A 17,938-nucleotide genomic window follows, 5' to 3' on the forward strand; every position below is an offset into this window, starting at 1 on the left:
TGTTGTATAAAAACTGTTCGGATCTTTCCTAAAAAATGATACAATTAAAGCTAGACAAAAGGAGTAGGGAATGAAGAAAACACTACGAAAAGAAACCATTGCAGCCATGAAACAGTTGCCAGAATCCGTAAAAACTCAAGCAGATGAAGAGCTGACTCAGCGCCTCTTGGAGTTACTAGCTTTTCAGGAGGCAAAGACCCTTGCGACCTATCTGTCTTTTGACCATGAAGTTTCCACAGCTGGCTTGATCCAAGCAGCTCTTCAACTTGGAAAACGCGTCTGTGTTCCCCGTACCTATCCACAAGGGCGAATGGAATTTGTGGAATACGATCCTAATATTTTGGAAAAGACACGCTTTGGTTTGCTGGAGCCCAATGAAAAAGGAAAGCTTGTGGATAAGTCAGAGATTGATCTGATCCATGTACCAGGCGTGGTCTTCCAGTCAAAAGGCTACCGAATTGGCTATGGTGGTGGCTATTATGATCGTTATTTGGAAGATTTTACTGGAAAAACGGTTAGTACGATTTATTCCATTCAGCAGAAGGAGTTCCAGCCAGATACGTTTGATCAGGCAGTTCAGGAGGTGCTAGTCTATGAAGTTACTCTTTGATCGTCGTTATCCTGTGACTAGCCTCTTGTTGTTAGTGACAACGGCAGTCTTTCTTTCCATGTTTATCCGATTTGGAGGCGACTACCAAACAGGTGCTGCTATTTACTATAGCGGTGGTATTATTGGAGAGGTTGTGAAAGTCGATCCTAGCCAGTTATGGCGAATCGTGACAGCTACATTTGTTCATATCGGCCTAGAACATTTTGTGCTCAATATGATCACCCTCTATTACTTAGGACGTTTGGCAGAAGATCTCTTTGGATCGAAGGCTTTCTTAGCTCTTTATCTCTTATCAGGCATGATGGGTAATGTCTTTGTAGCTATTTTTACGCCAGATGTGATTGCGGCAGGAGCTTCTACAGCCCTGTTTGGACTGTTTGGGACCATTGGTGCTTTGCGCTTTATTGTCCAAAGCCCCTATATTCGGCACTTGAGTCAGTCCTATACCAGCTTGATTGTGGTCAATTTGATCTTTAGCTTCATGCCAGGAATCAGTATGGCGGGGCACATCGGTGGCTTAGTAGCTGGGGTCATGTTGGCTTATGTCTTTCCAGTAAGAGGGGAAGCTCGCTTTATGAACCGAACCTATCAGATGAGTGCAGCTCTATCTTATCTCTTGCTTTTGCTTTATTTCTTAGGTAAAATCTTGACTCTATTTTAAGAAGAGGCCAGGACAAAAGTCCTAGCCTCTTAATTGTTTTTGGATTGTCGAGCAAGACGCAGTGGTTGAGTGGGCTCTACTACGCTGATTTCATCAGCTTTTACAGCCCTACTCAACTGTGCGGAGGTGGGACGACGAAATCGAATTCTAACGAATTACCGATTTCTGTCCCACTCTCTTTTTTTCCTAAAAAATGTAGCGCAATCGTAAACTAACAGAAAATTGTTTGAAATGCAAAGAATTGTATATATTTATTATAATATGTTTGCAGGAGTCAAGAGAGCCCTCTATTGCTAGGTCCATAGAGAAGGCAATTATGGGTAAAGAGGTATAAAAATGCAAAATAAAAAGCGTTTGCAAAAAGGTTGAGAAAGGTGTAAACTGGAGATATAAAAATCAAAAATAGTGCTATTTTGTCAGAAGTAGTGCAAAAATAAAGGAGATTTGCCATGAAAAAATGGTTGTTAAAACTCTCATTGGTAGCGATGACACTCTTACTCCTACCGATTCAAGCTGTTCAAGCCTGTTGCGGTTTTATCATTGGTCGCCAATTGACCAAGGATGGGACCACTCTCTTTGGTCGGACAGAAGACTACCCTTACTATCCAAATGGTGGAAAGCACAACAAAAACTTTGTAGTTGTTGATGCGAAGAACTATAAGGAAGGGGATCAACTGGAAGACGAATCTAATGGTTTTACCTATCCACATGCTGCCAGTGAAATGAAATACACAGCGACTTATGACTCTGCTCGTGGAGATGGTAGTAACGGTGCCTTTGGTGAACATGGATTTAACGAAGCCGGTGTCTCTATGACCTCAACTGTTACAGCAATTCCAAATAAAAAAGTCTTGAAGACTGACCCATTGACAGAAAAGGGAATTCCAGAAGCTGCTATGTTGGACGTGGTTTTACCACGCGTTAAGTCTGCTCGTGAAGGAATCGAACTACTTGCGAAAGTCATTGAAGAAAAAGGTTCAGCTGAGGGGAATACAGTTGTTATTGCCGACCAGAAAGAAACTTGGTACATGGAAATTCTTTCTGGACACCAATATGTAGCTGTTAAAGTTCCAGAAGATAAATATGCAGTTTTTGCCAATACCTACTACCTTGGCCATGTAAACTTGAATGACACTGAAAATGTTATTGCTTCAAAAGATGTTGAAAAAGTAGCTAAAGAATCAGGTAGTTACAAGACTGATAAAGATGGCAATTTCCATATCGCTAAATCTTATGGACCAGAAAAATATGCTGAAGGAGACCGTTCACGTACTTACGCAGGAATCACTCTTTTGGATCCAAAATCAAAAGTGACTTATGAAGATGATGAATACGAACTCTTCCGCTCACCAACAGATCCAAACAAGAAATTTACTTTGGAAGATGCCTTTGCTCTCCAACGCAACCGTTTTGAACATTTGAATGGTCGTTTTGTTCCAGACGATCAAATTGGTGTCAAGAAACAAGGGGATAATGGTAGCAATGATGCTGTTCGTAAAGACCAATACAAGTATGCTTTAGGAAACGAAAACGTTATCGATGCCCATGTCTACCAAATCAATCCAAACCTTCCAAAATCATTTGGTGGTACTTTATGGCTTGGTATGGGACCATCTCGGAACACTCCTTATGTTCCATTCTATGGTAATCTAAAAGATACTTACGAAGCCTTCAAACCTCAAACAGCAACTTATGATCCAAATTCATGGTATTGGACAGTATGGCATATTGACCAGATGGCCATCAATAACCAAGATGTCTTTGGAAAATCAGTCCAAGATCACTGGAAAGCTCTTGAAAAACAATTGATCATCGAACAAGAAGCTAGTGATGCGAAATATAAAGCTTTGAAAGATAATCCGGAAGCTGCTAAAGCAGTAGAAGACGAAGTTACAGCAAATGCTCTTGCACTTTCTAAAAAACTATTTGAACACTTCAAATCTTATGAAGCAGATATGCATGCGCATTTGATTGAGTTAGGTCGTAAAGATGATCCATATCGTGCCTCTAAGCCAGATGATTACAAAGATCCAGAACCTGAGAAACCAGTTCAACCTGAGAAACCAGTTCAACCTGAGAAACCAGTAGAACCTGAAAAACCGGTTCAACCTGAGAAACCAGTAGAACCTGAGAAACCAGTTCAACCTGAGAAACCAGTTCAACCTGAAAAACCAGTTCAACCTGAAAAACCAGTACAGCCAGAAAAAACTCAGCCAATTCAAACCAAAGTCAATGAAGAAGGCAATCCAAATAACCGCTTCGGTTATGCAGCTACAAAAGATAAGGAATCTTATGTTTCTACTAAAGTTGAAACATTTGTGAAACCAGAAGCAAAAGCTCAAGATCCATCCGAAGCAGTTTCAGCTGGTAATGGTGGCAATGAGAACAATCGTTTTGGTTCATCTTTTGCGAAAGCAACTGTTGAAACTTTCCCAAATACAAATTATTCTTACAATGTTCATCCTTAAACAATAAGAATAAAAAGTAAATTGGACCAAGTCCAATGAAACGAAAGAGGCCGGATTTTTATCCAGCCTCTTTTTTATAAAAAAAGACTGACCATTGTAAGGCAGTAAAGCTCTTACATGATATGGCCAGTCTCTTTTGTATTCTTTTGATTTATGAATGATTAGTCTGAAGTTTGTTCAGTTGCTTCTAATTTTTTTCCAAGGTCGATAATATATTGTTTAAGATCATCTTTGACTTGAGGGTGTTTCAAGGCATAGTCGATCGAAGTTTTCATGAAGCCGAATTTATCACCCACATCGTAGCGTTGGCCTTTAAATTCACGGGCAAAGACTCGTTGGGTCTTATTGAGGGTATCGATTGCATCTGTCAATTGAATTTCATTGCCAGCACCTGGTTCTTGATTTGCAAGAATATCAAAGATTTCAGGAGTCAAGAGGTAGCGTCCGATAATAGCGAGATCACTTGGAGCGTCCTCTGGGTTTGGTTTTTCGACAAAAGTTTCAACGCTATAAAGACCGTTAATGCCTTCGCCTTGAGGTGCAATCACACCGTAAGAAGAAACCTCTTCGTGAGGGACTTCCATTACAGCGATGGTTGACGCATGGGTTTCATCGTAGTCGTTCATCAATTGTTTGGTCAATGGCAAGGCATCATCATTGGTGATGTCCATGAGATCATCTCCCAACATAACGACAAAAGGCTCGTTTCCAACAAAGGCCTTGGCTTGAAGAACAGCGTCCCCTAAACCTCGAGGGTGACTTTGGCGGATGAAATGAAGATTAATCGCTGTTGTATCATTGACCAACTTGAGTAAGTCAGTCTTGCCTTTTTGCTCGAGATTGTATTCCAATTCGAAGTTAGAATCGAAATGGTCTTCGATCGAACGTTTGGCCTTCCCTGTTACGACAAGGATTTCTTCAATCCCAGATTTCAGAGCCTCTTCTACGATGAATTGGATCGTAGGTTTGTCAACGATTGGCAACATTTCCTTTGCCAAAGCTTTGGTAGCTGGGAGGAAGCGTGTCCCCAAACCAGCCGCAGGAATGACTGCTTTTCTAACTTTAGTCATATAGTTTCCTTTCTAAAAGGTAGGATTGATGATAGGGTGGTTGACTTATTTCCACTCATTTTCTTCTTTAAATTCATTGCTCATCATGTGGTGGATGGCTTCGCGGATATCTTTTCCTTCATAGATGACTTGGTAAATGGCTTGTGTAATCGGCATGTAGACATCCAATTCTTGGGCCAGCTCGTGGGCGACTTTGGTCGTAGAGATCCCTTCAATGATCATGCCCATGTTGGCTTCGATATCTTCCAATTTTTCGCCACGTCCGAGAGCATCCCCAGCTCGCCAGTTGCGAGAGTGAACAGAAGTTCCGGTAACGATCAGGTCACCAACCCCAGACAAACCACTATAGGTCAATGGGCTAGCTCCGAGCTTAACGCCAAGGCGCGTGATTTCAGCGAGACCGCGCGTGATGATGGCTGCTTTGGCATTGTCCCCATAACCAAGACCGTGCAGGGCTCCAGCTCCGACTGCGATGATATTCTTCAAGGCTCCCGCAGTTTCCACTCCGATAACATCTGTATTGGTATAGAGGCGGAAGTAGTGATTGCTAAAGAGTTCTTGAACATAGCGTGCAGCTTCTAAATCTTTTGAGGCTGCTGTAATGAGGGTGATATCCCGTACGATAGTCTCCTCTGCATGACTCGGTCCAGAAACGACCACTACTTCACTGCGAAGAGAAGCAGGGATTTCTTCTTCAAGGATTTGAGAAATCCGATCGTGTGTACCAGGTTCTAGCCCTTTAGAAGCGTGCATGACTGTGACAGGGTGATCCAGTGTTTCAGCGACTTGTTTAGCGACCAAGCGGGTCACCTTTGTAGGAACGACAAAAAGGATGGCATCCACACCGTCTAAAGCAGCTTTCAGATCAGTCGTAGCGGTAATTTGATCGCTAATAACGATATCTTTGAAATAGCGTTGATTGGTATGAGTGGTATTAATTTCATCGATTTGTTCTTGGATATTTCCCCAGAGACGGACTTCATGGCCGTTATCATTGAGGACTTGTGAAAGGGCTGTTCCCCATGAACCAGGACCCAATACTGCAACGGTTTGTTTTTCCATTGTATCTTCCATTTCTATGTCTATTTTTTCAACAAGGCTAGGAATCTAGCGCTTGCACCTTCGAAACGGCCTAATGTGTGCCTTGAAGGACGATTCTATTTTCCTCTCTATTTTAACATAATATAGGTAAAAAAACTTGTATGATCATCAATTGTTTTGTGAGGAAGATGAGGGTGATAAATAAAATCTATCACGGTTTTAAAAAATACATATTAGACACTATCACTAATGGGTGGTAAGATAAGTAGTAGTTAAAATGAAGGAGGAATGAATATGTGCAGAACAATTGTTGGAGTATCCGCTAATCTCTGTCCGGTGGACCCGGAAGGGAAAAACCTTCATTCCTCCGTGTCTAGTCAGTTTGCGGAAGGGATCCGTCAAGCAGGTGGACTTCCAATGGTCATCCCGATGGGAGACCCTTCCTTGGTTAAGGACTATGTTGAAACGATTGACAAGTTGATCCTAAGTGGAGGTCAAAATGTCGATCCTAGTCTCTATGGCGAAGAAAAAACCATCGAAAGCGATGATTACAATATCGAACGCGATCAATTTGAGCTTGCCCTACTGAAGGAAGCAGTTCGCCAAAACAAACCGGTTCTAGGAATCTGCCGCGGGGTTCAGTTGATCAATGTAGCTTTTGGAGGAACACTCAATCAAGAGATTGAAGGGCATTGGCAAGGTCTTCCATTTGGGACTTCCCATTCTATCGAGACTAAAAAAGGTAGTGTGGTGGAGCAACTCTTTGGTCAGGCCAGTCGGATCAATTCCGTTCACCGTCAAAGTATCAAGGATCTTGCACCAAATTTCCGTGCAACCGCCTTTGATCCGCGTGATCACACCATCGAAGCGATTGAAGCAGTAGACGGCCATCGGATTATGGGTTTGCAGTGGCATCCAGAATACTTGGTCAATGAAGAAAAAGGGAATTTAGAACTCTTCCGTTATTTATTACAGGAATTATAAGAAAAAGAGAGGTTGAATTGATATCAGCCTCTCTTTTAGTATGGTTATTACTATCTAGAAATAGTAAGGATTTTGTGCTAGAATAGGAACTACAATTGGGAGGTATTGATAGAAATGAAACTTGCTAAGACAATGAACCGTAACTATTTATGGTTGCTTCTAGGTTCTTATTTTGTGGCCATGATGGTCAATCTATTGAGTTTTTCAACAAAGGAATTATTTCTAGAACTGGGTAAAGTGGGATGGACCCATACGGTCCTTGCTTTGTTCATTAGTTATCCTATTCTTTGGTTTTTGACGGAGAGCAAGAAGTATATCTGCATACAAAAATTGAATCTCTGGTTCGTGGCAGGTATCCTATTTATTTCTATTTTGAAAAGTCCGAGTCTCTTTATGTCATTGGGCCTAGTGTTGCTCTCACTGGTCTTGTTTCTATATTTTTATTTAGGAAAAGAAAAAATCGCTTATATCTTCTTAGCGGTAGATGTCTTGTCTTTTCCGAAATTGTTGCTACAAACCAGTGCCAATCTTCAAGATAAGGAACTGGGAATCTTTACGTTTACGATTTCTGAATCGAAGTTGCCTACTTTGATTTGGCCAGTATTAGTAGCCGTTATCGTTGCCGTCCTGATCGGTTTTCTTCTCTCCAAGGTTTCTTTGGCTAAAGTTAATGAAACCTGGGTTCGAAGACTCACAGTGGTGACAATAATCGGTGGTATTTTCTACGTGCTCTATCTATCGATTGTTGCCTATTATAAGATTAAAGCCAATGCGGTTTCTTCCTTTGATATTGGAATCTTTTCACAGATGTTTGAGAGAATGAGACATGATTTTTCACAAGTTACCACCCTTGAAAGAGATAGGGCATTATCGCATTTCGGAGTCCATATTTCTCCTATTTATTATTTGATCTTGCCCTTTTATATGCTATTTCCTTATGTGGAAACATTGGATATCGCTCAAACAGTGATTGTATTTTCAGCAGTTATCCCGCTTTGTTTGATTCTAAAGAAAATACAATTACCAAAAGTCATGACGCCGCTTGTACTTGCCCTCTTTTTTGTGACTCCGGTCATGACAACGAGTGGTGGATTCCATTTGCATGAAAATTGTTTTTTGCCTCCATTGATACTTTGGTTGTTCTACAGCCTGATTTCTCAGTGGCGTGGAAGAACTATCTTGTTCACCTTGTTGCTCCTTTTTGTGAAAGAGGATGCCTTTGTCTACGTGCTGTCCTTAGGACTTTATTTTGCTTTTCAACATCGTTTTACCTTCGAGGCCAAGTTTAAAAAGTGGTTGTATCTCAGCCTGTTTGCCTTACCGATACTTTATTTTGCATTTGCCATGTTCCTCTTAGCAAGATATGGCGAGGGAGCTATGGTTTCTCGATACAATAATCTATTATTGAGTGGCGAAAACGGCCTCCTGATGGTTGTGAAAAATGTAGTCCTAAATCCGCTTTATGTTTTGGGAAGTCTATTTACAGCGAAACGACTTGGTTACCTCTTTTTGGTCCTATTTCCTTTTAGCTTTTTACCACTGATTCAGCGACGTTGGTCTACCTATTTTCTGATGTTGCCCCTTTTTCTCATTAATTTATTGATGGATTGGCCTTACCAATATGATATTGGTTTTCAGTATAGCTATGGTTCGGTCACGCTTCTGTTTTTGATGGCTTTATTATCTATCGATCAATTAAGCAAGAATCAGTTGGCATCAGATAATGTATTGGTGGCTCTACTAGCTTCTTCCATCATTTTTTCAAGCGCCATTCTATATAGTTTCACACATAATTGGAATTTTGAAATCCAATACTATCAAACACGCAAAGACTATTTTGATGGGCTCGAAAAGACCTTGCAGGCCATCCCTAAAGATAAAGCGGTCTTAGCAGCAGGTGGCTATACGCCAAGTCTTCGCAGTCATGAAAAATTGTATGATATTTTCTACCATAATGACAAAAAGCTTGATTCTAAGATTGACATAGTGGTAGTTCCAAGGGAAATGCAAGAGGAGAAAAAAGGCTATTCTGAAACAGCCACTCTAAATCTCTATAAAGAATCAGGATATAAAGAGAGCAACTTATCTACAAAAGATGTGCTGATTCTGGAAAAATAACTGTTTGAAAGAGGGAGGTTTATTTAGAAAAAAATTCACAAGCTAAATAGACCTTAAATATACAAAAGATGGATTTTTTGTTCAATAATCTTGACTTTCTCACTATGTTTTGCTATATTATATGCGTTGATTTATAAAAAATCAGCCTAGAAAGGGAGAAAAAATGAAAAAGTTAGCAGTTTATTTGTCAATAGTTTGTTCGCTATTGATTGTGTCATTGACACTTTTTTCTAAAACTGTACAGGCGGAAACGTCTAAAAAAGTCGATGTCATCACGGAGATCAAGATCCAAAATAGCAAAGGTGAAGAATTAGCAACCGGTCTAGGTCGTTATGACACTTTCCGTCTGAATGCAAAATTTGCTTTAGAAGGAAAAAATGTTAAAGCAGGGGATACAACTGAAGTCACTATCGATGGACCAATCGATATCAAGTCTCAGGATTTTGAAATCAACGATACAATCACTGGTAAAAAGATTGCCGATGCAAAAGTTGATGCAAAAACTGGTAAGATTGTCTTGACATTCACAGATTTCGCTCAAACGAAAAATGACGTTTCAGGTTCATTCTTCTTCTACGCTGGTGTTAACAAAGATAAATTCCCAAATGATGGTGAAGTTCCTGTTAAGGTTTCTGTTAACGGTAATGTAAAATTCAACGGTAAAGTAACAAGTACAACAGTTGGTGAAGGTAAACGTTACACAATCATCAAATCTGGTTGGGATAATGGAGATCACAAAAACCTTGGATTCCGTATCTCTGTAAACAGAACTAACGAAGCAATCAACAATGCAGTCCTTTCAGATTCAATAGCATCAGCAGGGGTTACCTACAAAGCTGGCAGTTTCAAAATCTTCAAAGGTACTTGGGTATACAGTGGTGGTAAATGGACGCTTACAAATAAACAAGACGTTACTGCTAACTATACAGTAAATGCAACAGATAAGTCATTCTCTATTGACTTTGGTAATATTTCTGCTAACGATCACTTTGCAGTAGAATATGAAGCAGTTGCTAACTATGAAACTGTTGACGGCGAACAAATTAAGAATACAGCGACAATCAAAGGTGATAACAAAGAGGAGTACCCTTCAAATAGTAAAGTAAACATCCAAATCGCTGGTGGTGAAGGTGTCGGTTACGAATTTAGCATTCAAGTGAAAAAAGTAGACGAAAACGGTGCTCCACTTAAAGGTGCGAAATTCCAAGTTATCCGTGCAACTAACCAAGATATCATTGGTGAGTTTGAGTCAGATGCTAATGGTGAATTCACTGTTAAGAACATCTTGCGTGACAAATACATCATTAAAGAAGTTAAAGCTCCAGAAGGTTATGAGTTGGCAGCTGATACTGTAGTTGAAGCTGGTGAATTCAAAACACCAAAAGCTCCTGTAGCTAAGAATATTGTAGACCAAAAAACAACTACAACTACAACAACTACAACAACCACCACGACTACAACAACCACAACAACTACTGCAGAACCAACAACCACCACCACGACTACTGCAGAACCAACGACAACGACAACAACTACTGCAGAGCCAACAACAACAACGACGACTACTGCAGAGCCAACGACAACCACAACGACTACTGCAGAGCCAACGACAACCACAACGACTACTGCAGAGCCAACGACAACCACAACGACTACTGCAGAGCCGACGACTACTACAACTACGACAACAGAAGAGCCGACGACTACTACAACCACGACAACAGAAGAGCCGACGACTACTACAACCACGACAACAGAAGAGCCGACGACTACTACAACTACGACAACAGAAGAGCCGACGACTACTACAACCACAACAACAGAAGAGCCGACGACTACTTCAACTACGACAACAGAAGAGCCGACGACTACTACAACTACAACAACAGAAGAGCCGACGACTACTTCAACCACAACAACAGGAGAGTCAACGACTACTACGACTACTGTAGAGCCAACGACGACAACAACGACTACTGCAGAACCAACCACCACCACCACCACAACAACAACAACTCCAGAGAAACCGGTGACTCCAGGAAATGAAGAATCAACAACGACGACCACGACTGGAAAACCAGGACCAAAAGGTGGAAACAATGGAGGAGGGCGTAAAGTGCTTCTTCCTAATACAGGTGAAGTTGCAGCAACTGGATTTGTATTCTCAGGAGCCTTTGTGTTAGCAGGTGCAGTCGTATTGAAACGAAAATTGTCTATTAAATAAACAATGAGTTTCTATATAAGGGGAGAGCATGAGCTCTCTCTTTTTTGGGAATGTATTATGGAGAAAAGGGATGAAATTATCAATCTTAATAACCCTCTTGAATGAGGAGCTGGTACTTCCTCAAACCCATCGTGAAATTTCTAATCAGCTTGAGCAAATGCTAGGGAAAGAGCTCTCTGATTATGAAATCCTCTACATCGATGATGGAAGTAGTGACAAGACCTTTGAGTTAATTGAAGAATTTGCAAGAGAAAACGACCGCATCAAATATATCCGTTTCAGTCGAAATTTTGGACGAGAGAGCGGTATCTTGGCTGGTTTTAAATATGCCAGTGGGGATGCGGTTATGGTCATGGACGGGGATCTCCAGCATCCACCATACTTGATTCCCTTATTCTTAGAAGCTTATAATGAGGGCTATGATATTGTTAGTGGCCAACGAACTCGTGAAGGAGAATCTTTTGTAGGAAGTTCCTTTGCACGTTTGTTTTACTTCTTGTCAAATCGCTCCATGGATGTGCACCTAACAGATGGAAAATCTGAATTAAGACTGCTTAGCCGAAAAGCGATGGAAGCCTTTGTGTCAATGCCAGAGTACAATCGCTTTAATAAAGGTTTGTATGAATGGATTGGTTTTAAAGAGAAAGTAATCCCTTATAAGAATGAAACCCGTAAGGCTGGAAAGAGTAAGTTTGGTTTTAAGAAATCTTTGAATTATGCGATTCAAGGAATTATTTCTTTTAATGATCGTCCTCTCCGTGTTTGTATTCAATTCGGTTTCATCTGTTTAGGGCTGGCTCTTTTATATCTAGTTTTTGAGTTGATGAAATATATCTTCGCTGCTGGGAATTATGTGAGTGGTTATTTCACAACGATTGCGGCTATTATATTATTTAGCGGAGTGCAACTCATCTTCATCGGAATTCTTGGAGAGTATATTGGCAAGATCTATTACGAAGTGAAGCGTCGTCCTCATTTCATCATTGAAGAGACCAATATCGAACAAGCGAAGAAAAATCATATCGGCTAAAGAAGATAGGAGAAAACATGTTAATCTGGTTCATGCGTTGGCAAGAGTTTTGGAAAAAACATCCAAAGAAAGTTCTCTATGCTGCAAGTGCCCTGCTCCCAATGACCATCATGCTCATTGTGTGGGCTTTTATAGGGATGTATCCTTTTGGAAGCAAGAGTCTGATGGCTGTTGACTTTGGACAGCAATATATCAGTTTCTTTGGCTTGCTAAAAAATGCCATCTTGACGGGGGATCTATCTAGTTTGAGTTATTCTTTCACCAAGTCTCTTGGTGGAGATATGATCGGTGTGCTCGGCTACTATTTAATGAGTCCCTTCAACATCATCTACATTCTAGCTCCCCTCAAATATTTTGGGGCAGCGGTATTTTTAACCATTTGGCTCCGCTACGGGGCAATCGGTCTATCCTTTGCTTTCCTTTTAATCAAGCGCTACAAAGGATTAGAATCTAGAAAATGGTTGGTTCCATTATTCTCGACAGCCTATGCCTTGTCAGGGATGTTGGTTTCCTATCAGATGAACGTCATCTTCTATGATGCCATGATCATGCTGCCAATTGTGATTGTGTATTTGGAAGAATTATTAGATGGGAAATCTCCTTATCGCTATGCTTTTGCTCTGGGATTGACGGTCTTGCTTCAGTTTTACATGGGCTATATGATCTCCATTTTCATCGCTCTGTATGCCTGCTACTATGTATCGCCAAGATTGATGATTGAGGGGGATCTAAAGGCAAAGATTAAAAACTTTAGTATCCCTTTATTGCAAGCGGTGATCTATTCGATTATTGGGATTGCGACAGCCTCAGTCTTGCTCTTGCCTGTATTTTTCAACCTGATTGAAAGTAAGGGGCAAGTTGGAGGAGGCATGACCTTCTCATTTGCCTTCCAAATTAACCCTTTAGATATTCTTTCTAAGTTGGTTGTTGGTGGCTTTGATACGACATCAGGGTGGTCAGCGGGTCCCAACCTTCCCAATATTTATATTGGAGCGCTCGGCTTTCTTGGTTTTATCTTTTATTTCCTATCGCAAAAAGTTGGAAAAGCCAAAAAATGGGCTGCAGGGATTGTTACCCTCATTTTCCTGATTTCCTTTGTCAATGAATTTGTCAGTAAGATATGGCATATGGGACAAAACCCAGCCGGTTTCTTCTTCCGTTTTTCTTGGCTGTTTTCATTCTTTATGCTAGTCCTTGCTTATCAAGCGATGAAGCAGAAGATCGTTATTTCCAAACGAACCAACTGCATCATCGGTTTGGGCTTGCTCTTGTCGGTAGTCTATCTCTATTTCCATCAGTATAGTTTTATCTCAAAGACTCAACCGCAAGCGATCAGCCGTTTCCTCTCTAAGTTCTCTATTCTAAGTGTTCTGGGAATAGCAGCGGTGACCTGCTTCATCTTCTATGCGTATTGGGAAAAATCTCAGAAGAGTCAATTGGAAAAAATAATCCGAATGGCTCTAGCAGCGGTCATCTTAGTGTTGGCTGCAGTCTTGTTAAAGACAGGCTATCTCTTGTCGCAAGTGGGGATTACAGCGATGCTCTACTTGAGCATTCTCTTTATCCTAAACTTTAAGATCTCACGTTTATCCATGATTGTCGTATCAGTACTGACAATCTTTGAGTTTGGCTATAATGCCTATTTGTCCCAAGTAACATTTGGGTATGATGATGTGCACAAGTTTGCAGATGCGACCGTTTCGGTCAAGCGCGTGACAGATAATATCCAAGAAAATGCAGATCAAAAATTCTATCGGATTGCCACGGATTTTGCCTATTCCAGAACAGTTCCTTCCTTGGTGTCCTATCCGGGTCTAAGTACCTTTAGTTCAAGTTTGGAACGTAGCACCATGGATCACTTTGCTTTCATGGGAGATCTTGGCGTTAATGCGGCGACCCAATATTCAAATGGGACACCTTTGACAGATGCTTTATATGGTGTTCGTTACTTTATGAGTGCCAAGGATTTTGATCCCAAAGATATTGAAGCCAATCCGGATAAGATGTACTTTTATCGATTTACAGACCGCTTTGATCTGCATCGCTATTTCACAGACAAGGTTTATGAGGACAAGCGTTATGTCGTCTATAAGAATCCAAATTCCTTCCCACTTGCATACGGGACTAACAGCCTGGTAAGAAATATTCAATTTGGTGCCAATAATGCCTTTGCTAACCAGAATATCATTTTGAACTCCATGGAGGGGCATCAAAAGGCCAATAATGATACCGTTGAGTACTTTAAACCCTTGGCGTTCAGCTCGATCGAGACAGAAAATGTGATCGAAGAAAAGGTTAATAAGGAAACGGGAGAAGCCATCTATAAGAGAGCGGATTCGTCAAAAGATGCCATTATTCGTTATAAGGTCACTCCACGTACCAATTACACCTATTATTTCTTTACTCCTGTATCTTTGATCCAAAACCAAGATTACTCGGTTTTACTCAATAATAAATGGTTGCTCAATGCTAAAATTTTCACGCAAAGACAAATTTGGCAGTTGACAGATCAAACTGAAAACCAAGAAACCGTTATTGAATTTAGATTTAGAACAGATCACATCGATATGAGCAATGCAGGTGTTTATCGCGCTGACGTTGATCAAATTCAACAGGTATTAGAAAACCGTAAGAAACAAGGTTTACATGTAACCAAGTTTTCAAATACCCATATTGTTGGTGATGTGTCTATTACAGATGATAGTAACTATATGATGACTTCCATTCCATACAGCGATGGCTGGAAAGTGAAAGTGGATGGGAAGTTTGTCAAAACTGAAAAAGCATGGAATGCATTCTTATCGTTCCCAATCTCAAAGGGAAATCATAAGGTTGAATTCGTCTTTAGACAAAAAGGAGTGATCCTGGGTGCCTTGCTATCTATTGTTTCCGTTGCTTACCTCGTCATTCAAATGAGAAGAAGTAGAAGTGATGAAGAACAATAAGGTGTGAGAGTATCAAAAACTGTGATCAACACAAAAAAGGATCGCATCCAATGGGATGCGATCCTTTTTTATATGATCCGCAATGCAAACGATTAGTTATTAGAAATCTTGCGTTTCAAGATGACGGCTCCTGATAGGATAGCAACACCGATCAAGATGACACCAGTAGCGACTGCTTCACCTGTTTTTGGCAGGAATGTCTTGCGACCTCCGTTTGAAGTTGTGGTGCCAGAATCATCTGGGTTACCAGGTTTGGTCGTATTCGTTGTTGGCCCTTCTGGAGTTGTTGTCGTAGTGGTCGTTGGAGTCGGCACTGGTTTTTCAGACGTGGTTGTAGTCGTCGTTGTAGTTGTTGTCGTAGTCGGCGTAGGTTTTGGACCTTCTGTCGTCGTTGTTGTAGTTGTTGGCTCTTGAGTCGTCGTAGTCGTTGTTGTAGGTTCTTCAGTTGTTGTTGAAGTTGTTGTTGACTCTGGAGTTGTTGTAGTGGTAGTAGGTGTAGGTTCCTCAGTTGTTGTCGTAGTCGTTGTTGGCTCTTGAGTCGTCGTAGTAGTTGTTGTCGGCTCTTGAGTCGTTGTAGAGGTTGTTGTCGTAGTAGTAGTTGTAGTGGTTGTCGTAGTCGTTGTCTGTTCTTTTGGATTGACGATCGTCTTCGTAACCTTATGATCCTTACCAAAATCTTCAGCATTTACGACGGTGTCAGCCTCCTTGATCGTATAACCCGCAGGGGCCTCGGTTTCTGTTAAGATGTATTTATCTTTTAAGAGCGCATTAACCGTAATATCTCCGTTCTCATCTGTAACGTATTCCCCAATCACTTGGTTGTTGGCTTGACGAACGATTTTAAACTTAGCTCCAGCAAGTGGCTGACTTTCATCGTTTACCTTGTGGACATGAATTGTAAAGACATAACCGACACCAGATCCTCCTGCGACTTGGACAGCGGCTGTGTTTGTCACATCTTTTGTTTCAAACTGCTTTCCTTTAAGGGTAGCATCGTTTTTAAGAAGTTCCCCGTCTACAGGCTCGTAATTTAAGCGAACATCATAATCAATCCGATATTGATCGTTTTCGCTAATGTCCCCCAGATTGACAACAAAAGATTGACCATCTTCACTGATGGTAACAGGGTGTTGATCCGTTACATCAACACGATTTGAAAAGACCCATTCACCTGCTTCAAATGAGAACTTCCCTTTGATGACTTTGATGCTGTCTTTTACATAGGAAGCATTTGTAAATCTCAAATGATCTTCAATAGTGACTTCTTTGATATTTTGTTTACTTTTATTAACAGAAATAGTATAGGTGACTGTTTTATGGTCGTTGTCATTCACCCAACTAGTTTTTGATAATGGAGTTGGGTTACCGTCTCCGACTCCTTTAAAGGTAACCTTCCCGCCGATCTTGGTTTCTCCATTGACGGTAATTTCAACAGGGACTTCCCCTTGTTGAGGGTGTTTCTTAAAGTCGATCCGCGCATAGAAGAAGAAGGATCCCTGGGTATCTGAGTGTTTTTCGACATAGTCAGTGTAAGTCAATGACAATTTCTTATTGTCTTTGTCAACCGTTGCGTGGGCAATGACCTCATTCGTATTGACATCACGAATTTCAAAACTTTGCGACGTAATGATCAAAGCATCTGGAACGGTGAGATCAGTCGTATCACCTTTTTTGACATTCTTACCAGCTAAGTCGAAATCAGCATTGATACGAAATGTTGCCCATTGTCCTAATTCCCAATCAAGGTTGCCACCTTCATTATTGGTAACTTTGATATTTTTGATTGTATCGACCAATTTTCCGCTTACTGTCACTCCAGGAGTTTCTGCTGAAGTGCGATTCAGACCTAAAGCGAAAAGCATGGCCACTAAACAAAGGACAAATGAGAAAATTTTGATATTCCTATTCTTCATCTTATCTTCCCTTTTCATAAAAAAATTAGTGCCTAATCATCAATACCTGATTACTTTTAACGATATGGACCTTTCAAATCCTATCTGTTGGTAATTAGAATTGAGTGCTGAGACACGACCTCCATTAAATAATTTTATAGGGTAAAATATTTTACTTTTAAAATTATTCCCTACACAGGGAATTATAGCAAAAATAATAATTGGCTTCAAGCTAAAATCGGTGAAATTAGGTGTTTTTAAGCTGTTTCATTAACTTTCACTTTCTTTTAGAAAACAACCATGAAAGTATCATATAATTTACAAATAATGAAGGTGAAAAAGGAGGTTTTTACTCAAAAAATACGAATAGTAGTATAGGGGAGACGCTAGGGCAAAGTGATGGTATAATAGAAGAGATGGAAACTATTTAGATAAAAGAGGAATTATGATGACAAAAATTCGCGGATTTGAGCTTGTATCAAGCTATACCAATCAGGACTTACTGCCAAAACGGGAAACGGCCCACGCGGCTGGTTACGACTTAAAGGTGGCAGAGCGCACGGTGATTGCTCCAGGGGAAATCGTCCTCGTGCCAACTGGGGTCAAGGCCTATATGCAAGCGGGTGAAGTGCTTTATCTTTACGATCGCTCGTCCAACCCTCGCAAAAAAGGCCTGGTCTTGATCAACTCTGTGGGGGTCATTGATGGAGACTACTATGGCAATCCAGGAAATGAAGGCCATATCTTTGCTCAGATGAAAAATATTACCGACCAGGAAGTTGTTCTTGAAGTTGGTGAACGTGTGGTTCAGGCTGTCTTTGCACCATTCTTGATTGCCGATGGAGATGAAGCAGACGGCGTGCGTACTGGTGGATTTGGTTCGACAGGGAAATAG

12 protein-coding genes are annotated in these 17,938 nt (G+C 40.8%); 9 read left to right on the plus strand and 3 right to left on the minus strand.

Annotation, left to right across the window (positions count from 1 at the left end; all coding sequences use genetic code 11):
• Nucleotides 1-70 precede the first annotated feature (70 nt).
• The 3 genes from O3646_RS08315 (at nucleotide 71) to O3646_RS08325 (ending at nucleotide 3,739) form a co-directional block, all read left to right on the plus strand.
• On the plus strand, nucleotides 71-610 hold the full coding sequence (locus O3646_RS08315; RefSeq protein ID WP_195189310.1) for a 5-formyltetrahydrofolate cyclo-ligase: 540 nt from the start codon (nucleotides 71-73) through the stop codon (nucleotides 608-610).
• On the plus strand, nucleotides 594-1,271 hold the full coding sequence (locus O3646_RS08320) for a rhomboid family intramembrane serine protease (protein WP_049514399.1): 678 nt from the start codon (nucleotides 594-596) through the stop codon (nucleotides 1,269-1,271). Before O3646_RS08315 ends, O3646_RS08320 begins: the two co-directional genes overlap by 17 nt.
• Before the next feature lie 449 nt (nucleotides 1,272-1,720).
• Complete coding sequence (locus O3646_RS08325; protein WP_371610772.1) at nucleotides 1,721-3,739, plus strand: C69 family dipeptidase; 2,019 nt, start codon at nucleotides 1,721-1,723, stop codon at nucleotides 3,737-3,739.
• A gap of 161 nt (nucleotides 3,740-3,900) precedes the next feature.
• On the opposite strand, the gene galU is transcribed toward O3646_RS08325, so the two are convergent.
• Nucleotides 3,901-4,809, minus strand: a complete 909-nt coding sequence (gene galU / locus O3646_RS08330; protein ID WP_118396341.1) for a UTP--glucose-1-phosphate uridylyltransferase GalU — start codon at nucleotides 4,807-4,809, stop codon at nucleotides 3,901-3,903.
• 45 nt (nucleotides 4,810-4,854) lie between these two features.
• Nucleotides 4,855-5,871 carry an NAD(P)H-dependent glycerol-3-phosphate dehydrogenase gene (locus O3646_RS08335; protein WP_118227777.1) on the minus strand — a complete coding sequence of 339 codons (1,017 nt, stop codon included), beginning with the start codon at nucleotides 5,869-5,871 and terminating at the stop codon, nucleotides 4,855-4,857.
• Nucleotides 5,872-6,144: 273 nt separating this feature from the next.
• Between O3646_RS08335 and O3646_RS08340 the strand changes: the two genes are divergently transcribed.
• The 5 genes from O3646_RS08340 to O3646_RS08360 all read left to right on the plus strand — a co-directional run bounded on the left by O3646_RS08340 (nucleotide 6,145) and on the right by O3646_RS08360 (nucleotide 15,151).
• Entirely contained in the window at nucleotides 6,145-6,834 is a 690-nt protein-coding gene (locus O3646_RS08340; protein ID WP_003002057.1) for a gamma-glutamyl-gamma-aminobutyrate hydrolase family protein, read from the plus strand.
• A 114-nt stretch (nucleotides 6,835-6,948) separates the two neighbouring features.
• Nucleotides 6,949-8,952: a DUF2079 domain-containing protein gene (locus O3646_RS08345; protein ID WP_049491183.1), complete on the plus strand. Its 2,004-nt coding sequence runs from the start codon at nucleotides 6,949-6,951 to the stop codon at nucleotides 8,950-8,952.
• A gap of 163 nt (nucleotides 8,953-9,115) precedes the next feature.
• Complete coding sequence (locus O3646_RS08350; RefSeq protein ID WP_371610773.1) at nucleotides 9,116-11,176, plus strand: Ig-like domain-containing protein; 2,061 nt, start codon at nucleotides 9,116-9,118, stop codon at nucleotides 11,174-11,176.
• 70 nt (nucleotides 11,177-11,246) lie between these two features.
• Nucleotides 11,247-12,206, plus strand: a complete 960-nt coding sequence (locus O3646_RS08355) for a glycosyltransferase family 2 protein (RefSeq protein ID WP_023919773.1) — start codon at nucleotides 11,247-11,249, stop codon at nucleotides 12,204-12,206.
• A gap of 17 nt (nucleotides 12,207-12,223) precedes the next feature.
• Nucleotides 12,224-15,151: a YfhO family protein gene (locus tag O3646_RS08360; protein WP_371610774.1), complete on the plus strand. Its 2,928-nt coding sequence runs from the start codon at nucleotides 12,224-12,226 to the stop codon at nucleotides 15,149-15,151.
• Nucleotides 15,152-15,243: 92 nt separating this feature from the next.
• On the opposite strand, the gene O3646_RS08365 is transcribed toward O3646_RS08360, so the two are convergent.
• Nucleotides 15,244-17,064 carry an LPXTG cell wall anchor domain-containing protein gene (locus tag O3646_RS08365; RefSeq protein ID WP_023919769.1) on the minus strand — a complete coding sequence of 607 codons (1,821 nt, stop codon included), beginning with the start codon at nucleotides 17,062-17,064 and terminating at the stop codon, nucleotides 15,244-15,246.
• Between the two features lie 427 nt (nucleotides 17,065-17,491).
• On the opposite strand from O3646_RS08365, the gene O3646_RS08370 reads away from it, so the two are divergent.
• Nucleotides 17,492-17,938: a dUTP diphosphatase gene (locus tag O3646_RS08370; RefSeq protein ID WP_023919767.1), complete on the plus strand. Its 447-nt coding sequence runs from the start codon at nucleotides 17,492-17,494 to the stop codon at nucleotides 17,936-17,938.

This window comes from Streptococcus sp. 27098_8_148 (genome assembly GCF_041432105.1).
GTDB lineage: Bacteria > Bacillota > Bacilli > Lactobacillales > Streptococcaceae > Streptococcus > Streptococcus parasanguinis_AE.

What these genes read in the sequence shown, in the direction of transcription:
- O3646_RS08340 (WP_003002057.1), top strand. Translation starts at nt 6,145, where the DNA reads ATGTGCAGAACAATTGTTGGAGTATCCGCTAATCTCTGTCCGGTGGAC.
- O3646_RS08345 (WP_049491183.1), top strand. Translation starts at nt 6,949, where the DNA reads ATGAAACTTGCTAAGACAATGAACCGTAACTATTTATGGTTGCTTCTA.
- galU (WP_118396341.1), bottom strand. Translation starts at nt 4,809, where the DNA reads ATGACTAAAGTTAGAAAAGCAGTCATTCCTGCGGCTGGTTTGGGGACA.
- O3646_RS08320 (WP_049514399.1), top strand. Translation starts at nt 594, where the DNA reads ATGAAGTTACTCTTTGATCGTCGTTATCCTGTGACTAGCCTCTTGTTG.
- O3646_RS08315 (WP_195189310.1), top strand. Translation starts at nt 71, where the DNA reads ATGAAGAAAACACTACGAAAAGAAACCATTGCAGCCATGAAACAGTTG.
- O3646_RS08350 (WP_371610773.1), top strand. Translation starts at nt 9,116, where the DNA reads ATGAAAAAGTTAGCAGTTTATTTGTCAATAGTTTGTTCGCTATTGATT.
- O3646_RS08360 (WP_371610774.1), top strand. Translation starts at nt 12,224, where the DNA reads ATGTTAATCTGGTTCATGCGTTGGCAAGAGTTTTGGAAAAAACATCCA.
- O3646_RS08355 (WP_023919773.1), top strand. Translation starts at nt 11,247, where the DNA reads ATGAAATTATCAATCTTAATAACCCTCTTGAATGAGGAGCTGGTACTT.
- O3646_RS08335 (WP_118227777.1), bottom strand. Translation starts at nt 5,871, where the DNA reads ATGGAAAAACAAACCGTTGCAGTATTGGGTCCTGGTTCATGGGGAACA.
- O3646_RS08370 (WP_023919767.1), top strand. Translation starts at nt 17,492, where the DNA reads ATGACAAAAATTCGCGGATTTGAGCTTGTATCAAGCTATACCAATCAG.
- O3646_RS08325 (WP_371610772.1), top strand. Translation starts at nt 1,721, where the DNA reads ATGAAAAAATGGTTGTTAAAACTCTCATTGGTAGCGATGACACTCTTA.
- O3646_RS08365 (WP_023919769.1), bottom strand. Translation starts at nt 17,064, where the DNA reads ATGAAGAATAGGAATATCAAAATTTTCTCATTTGTCCTTTGTTTAGTG.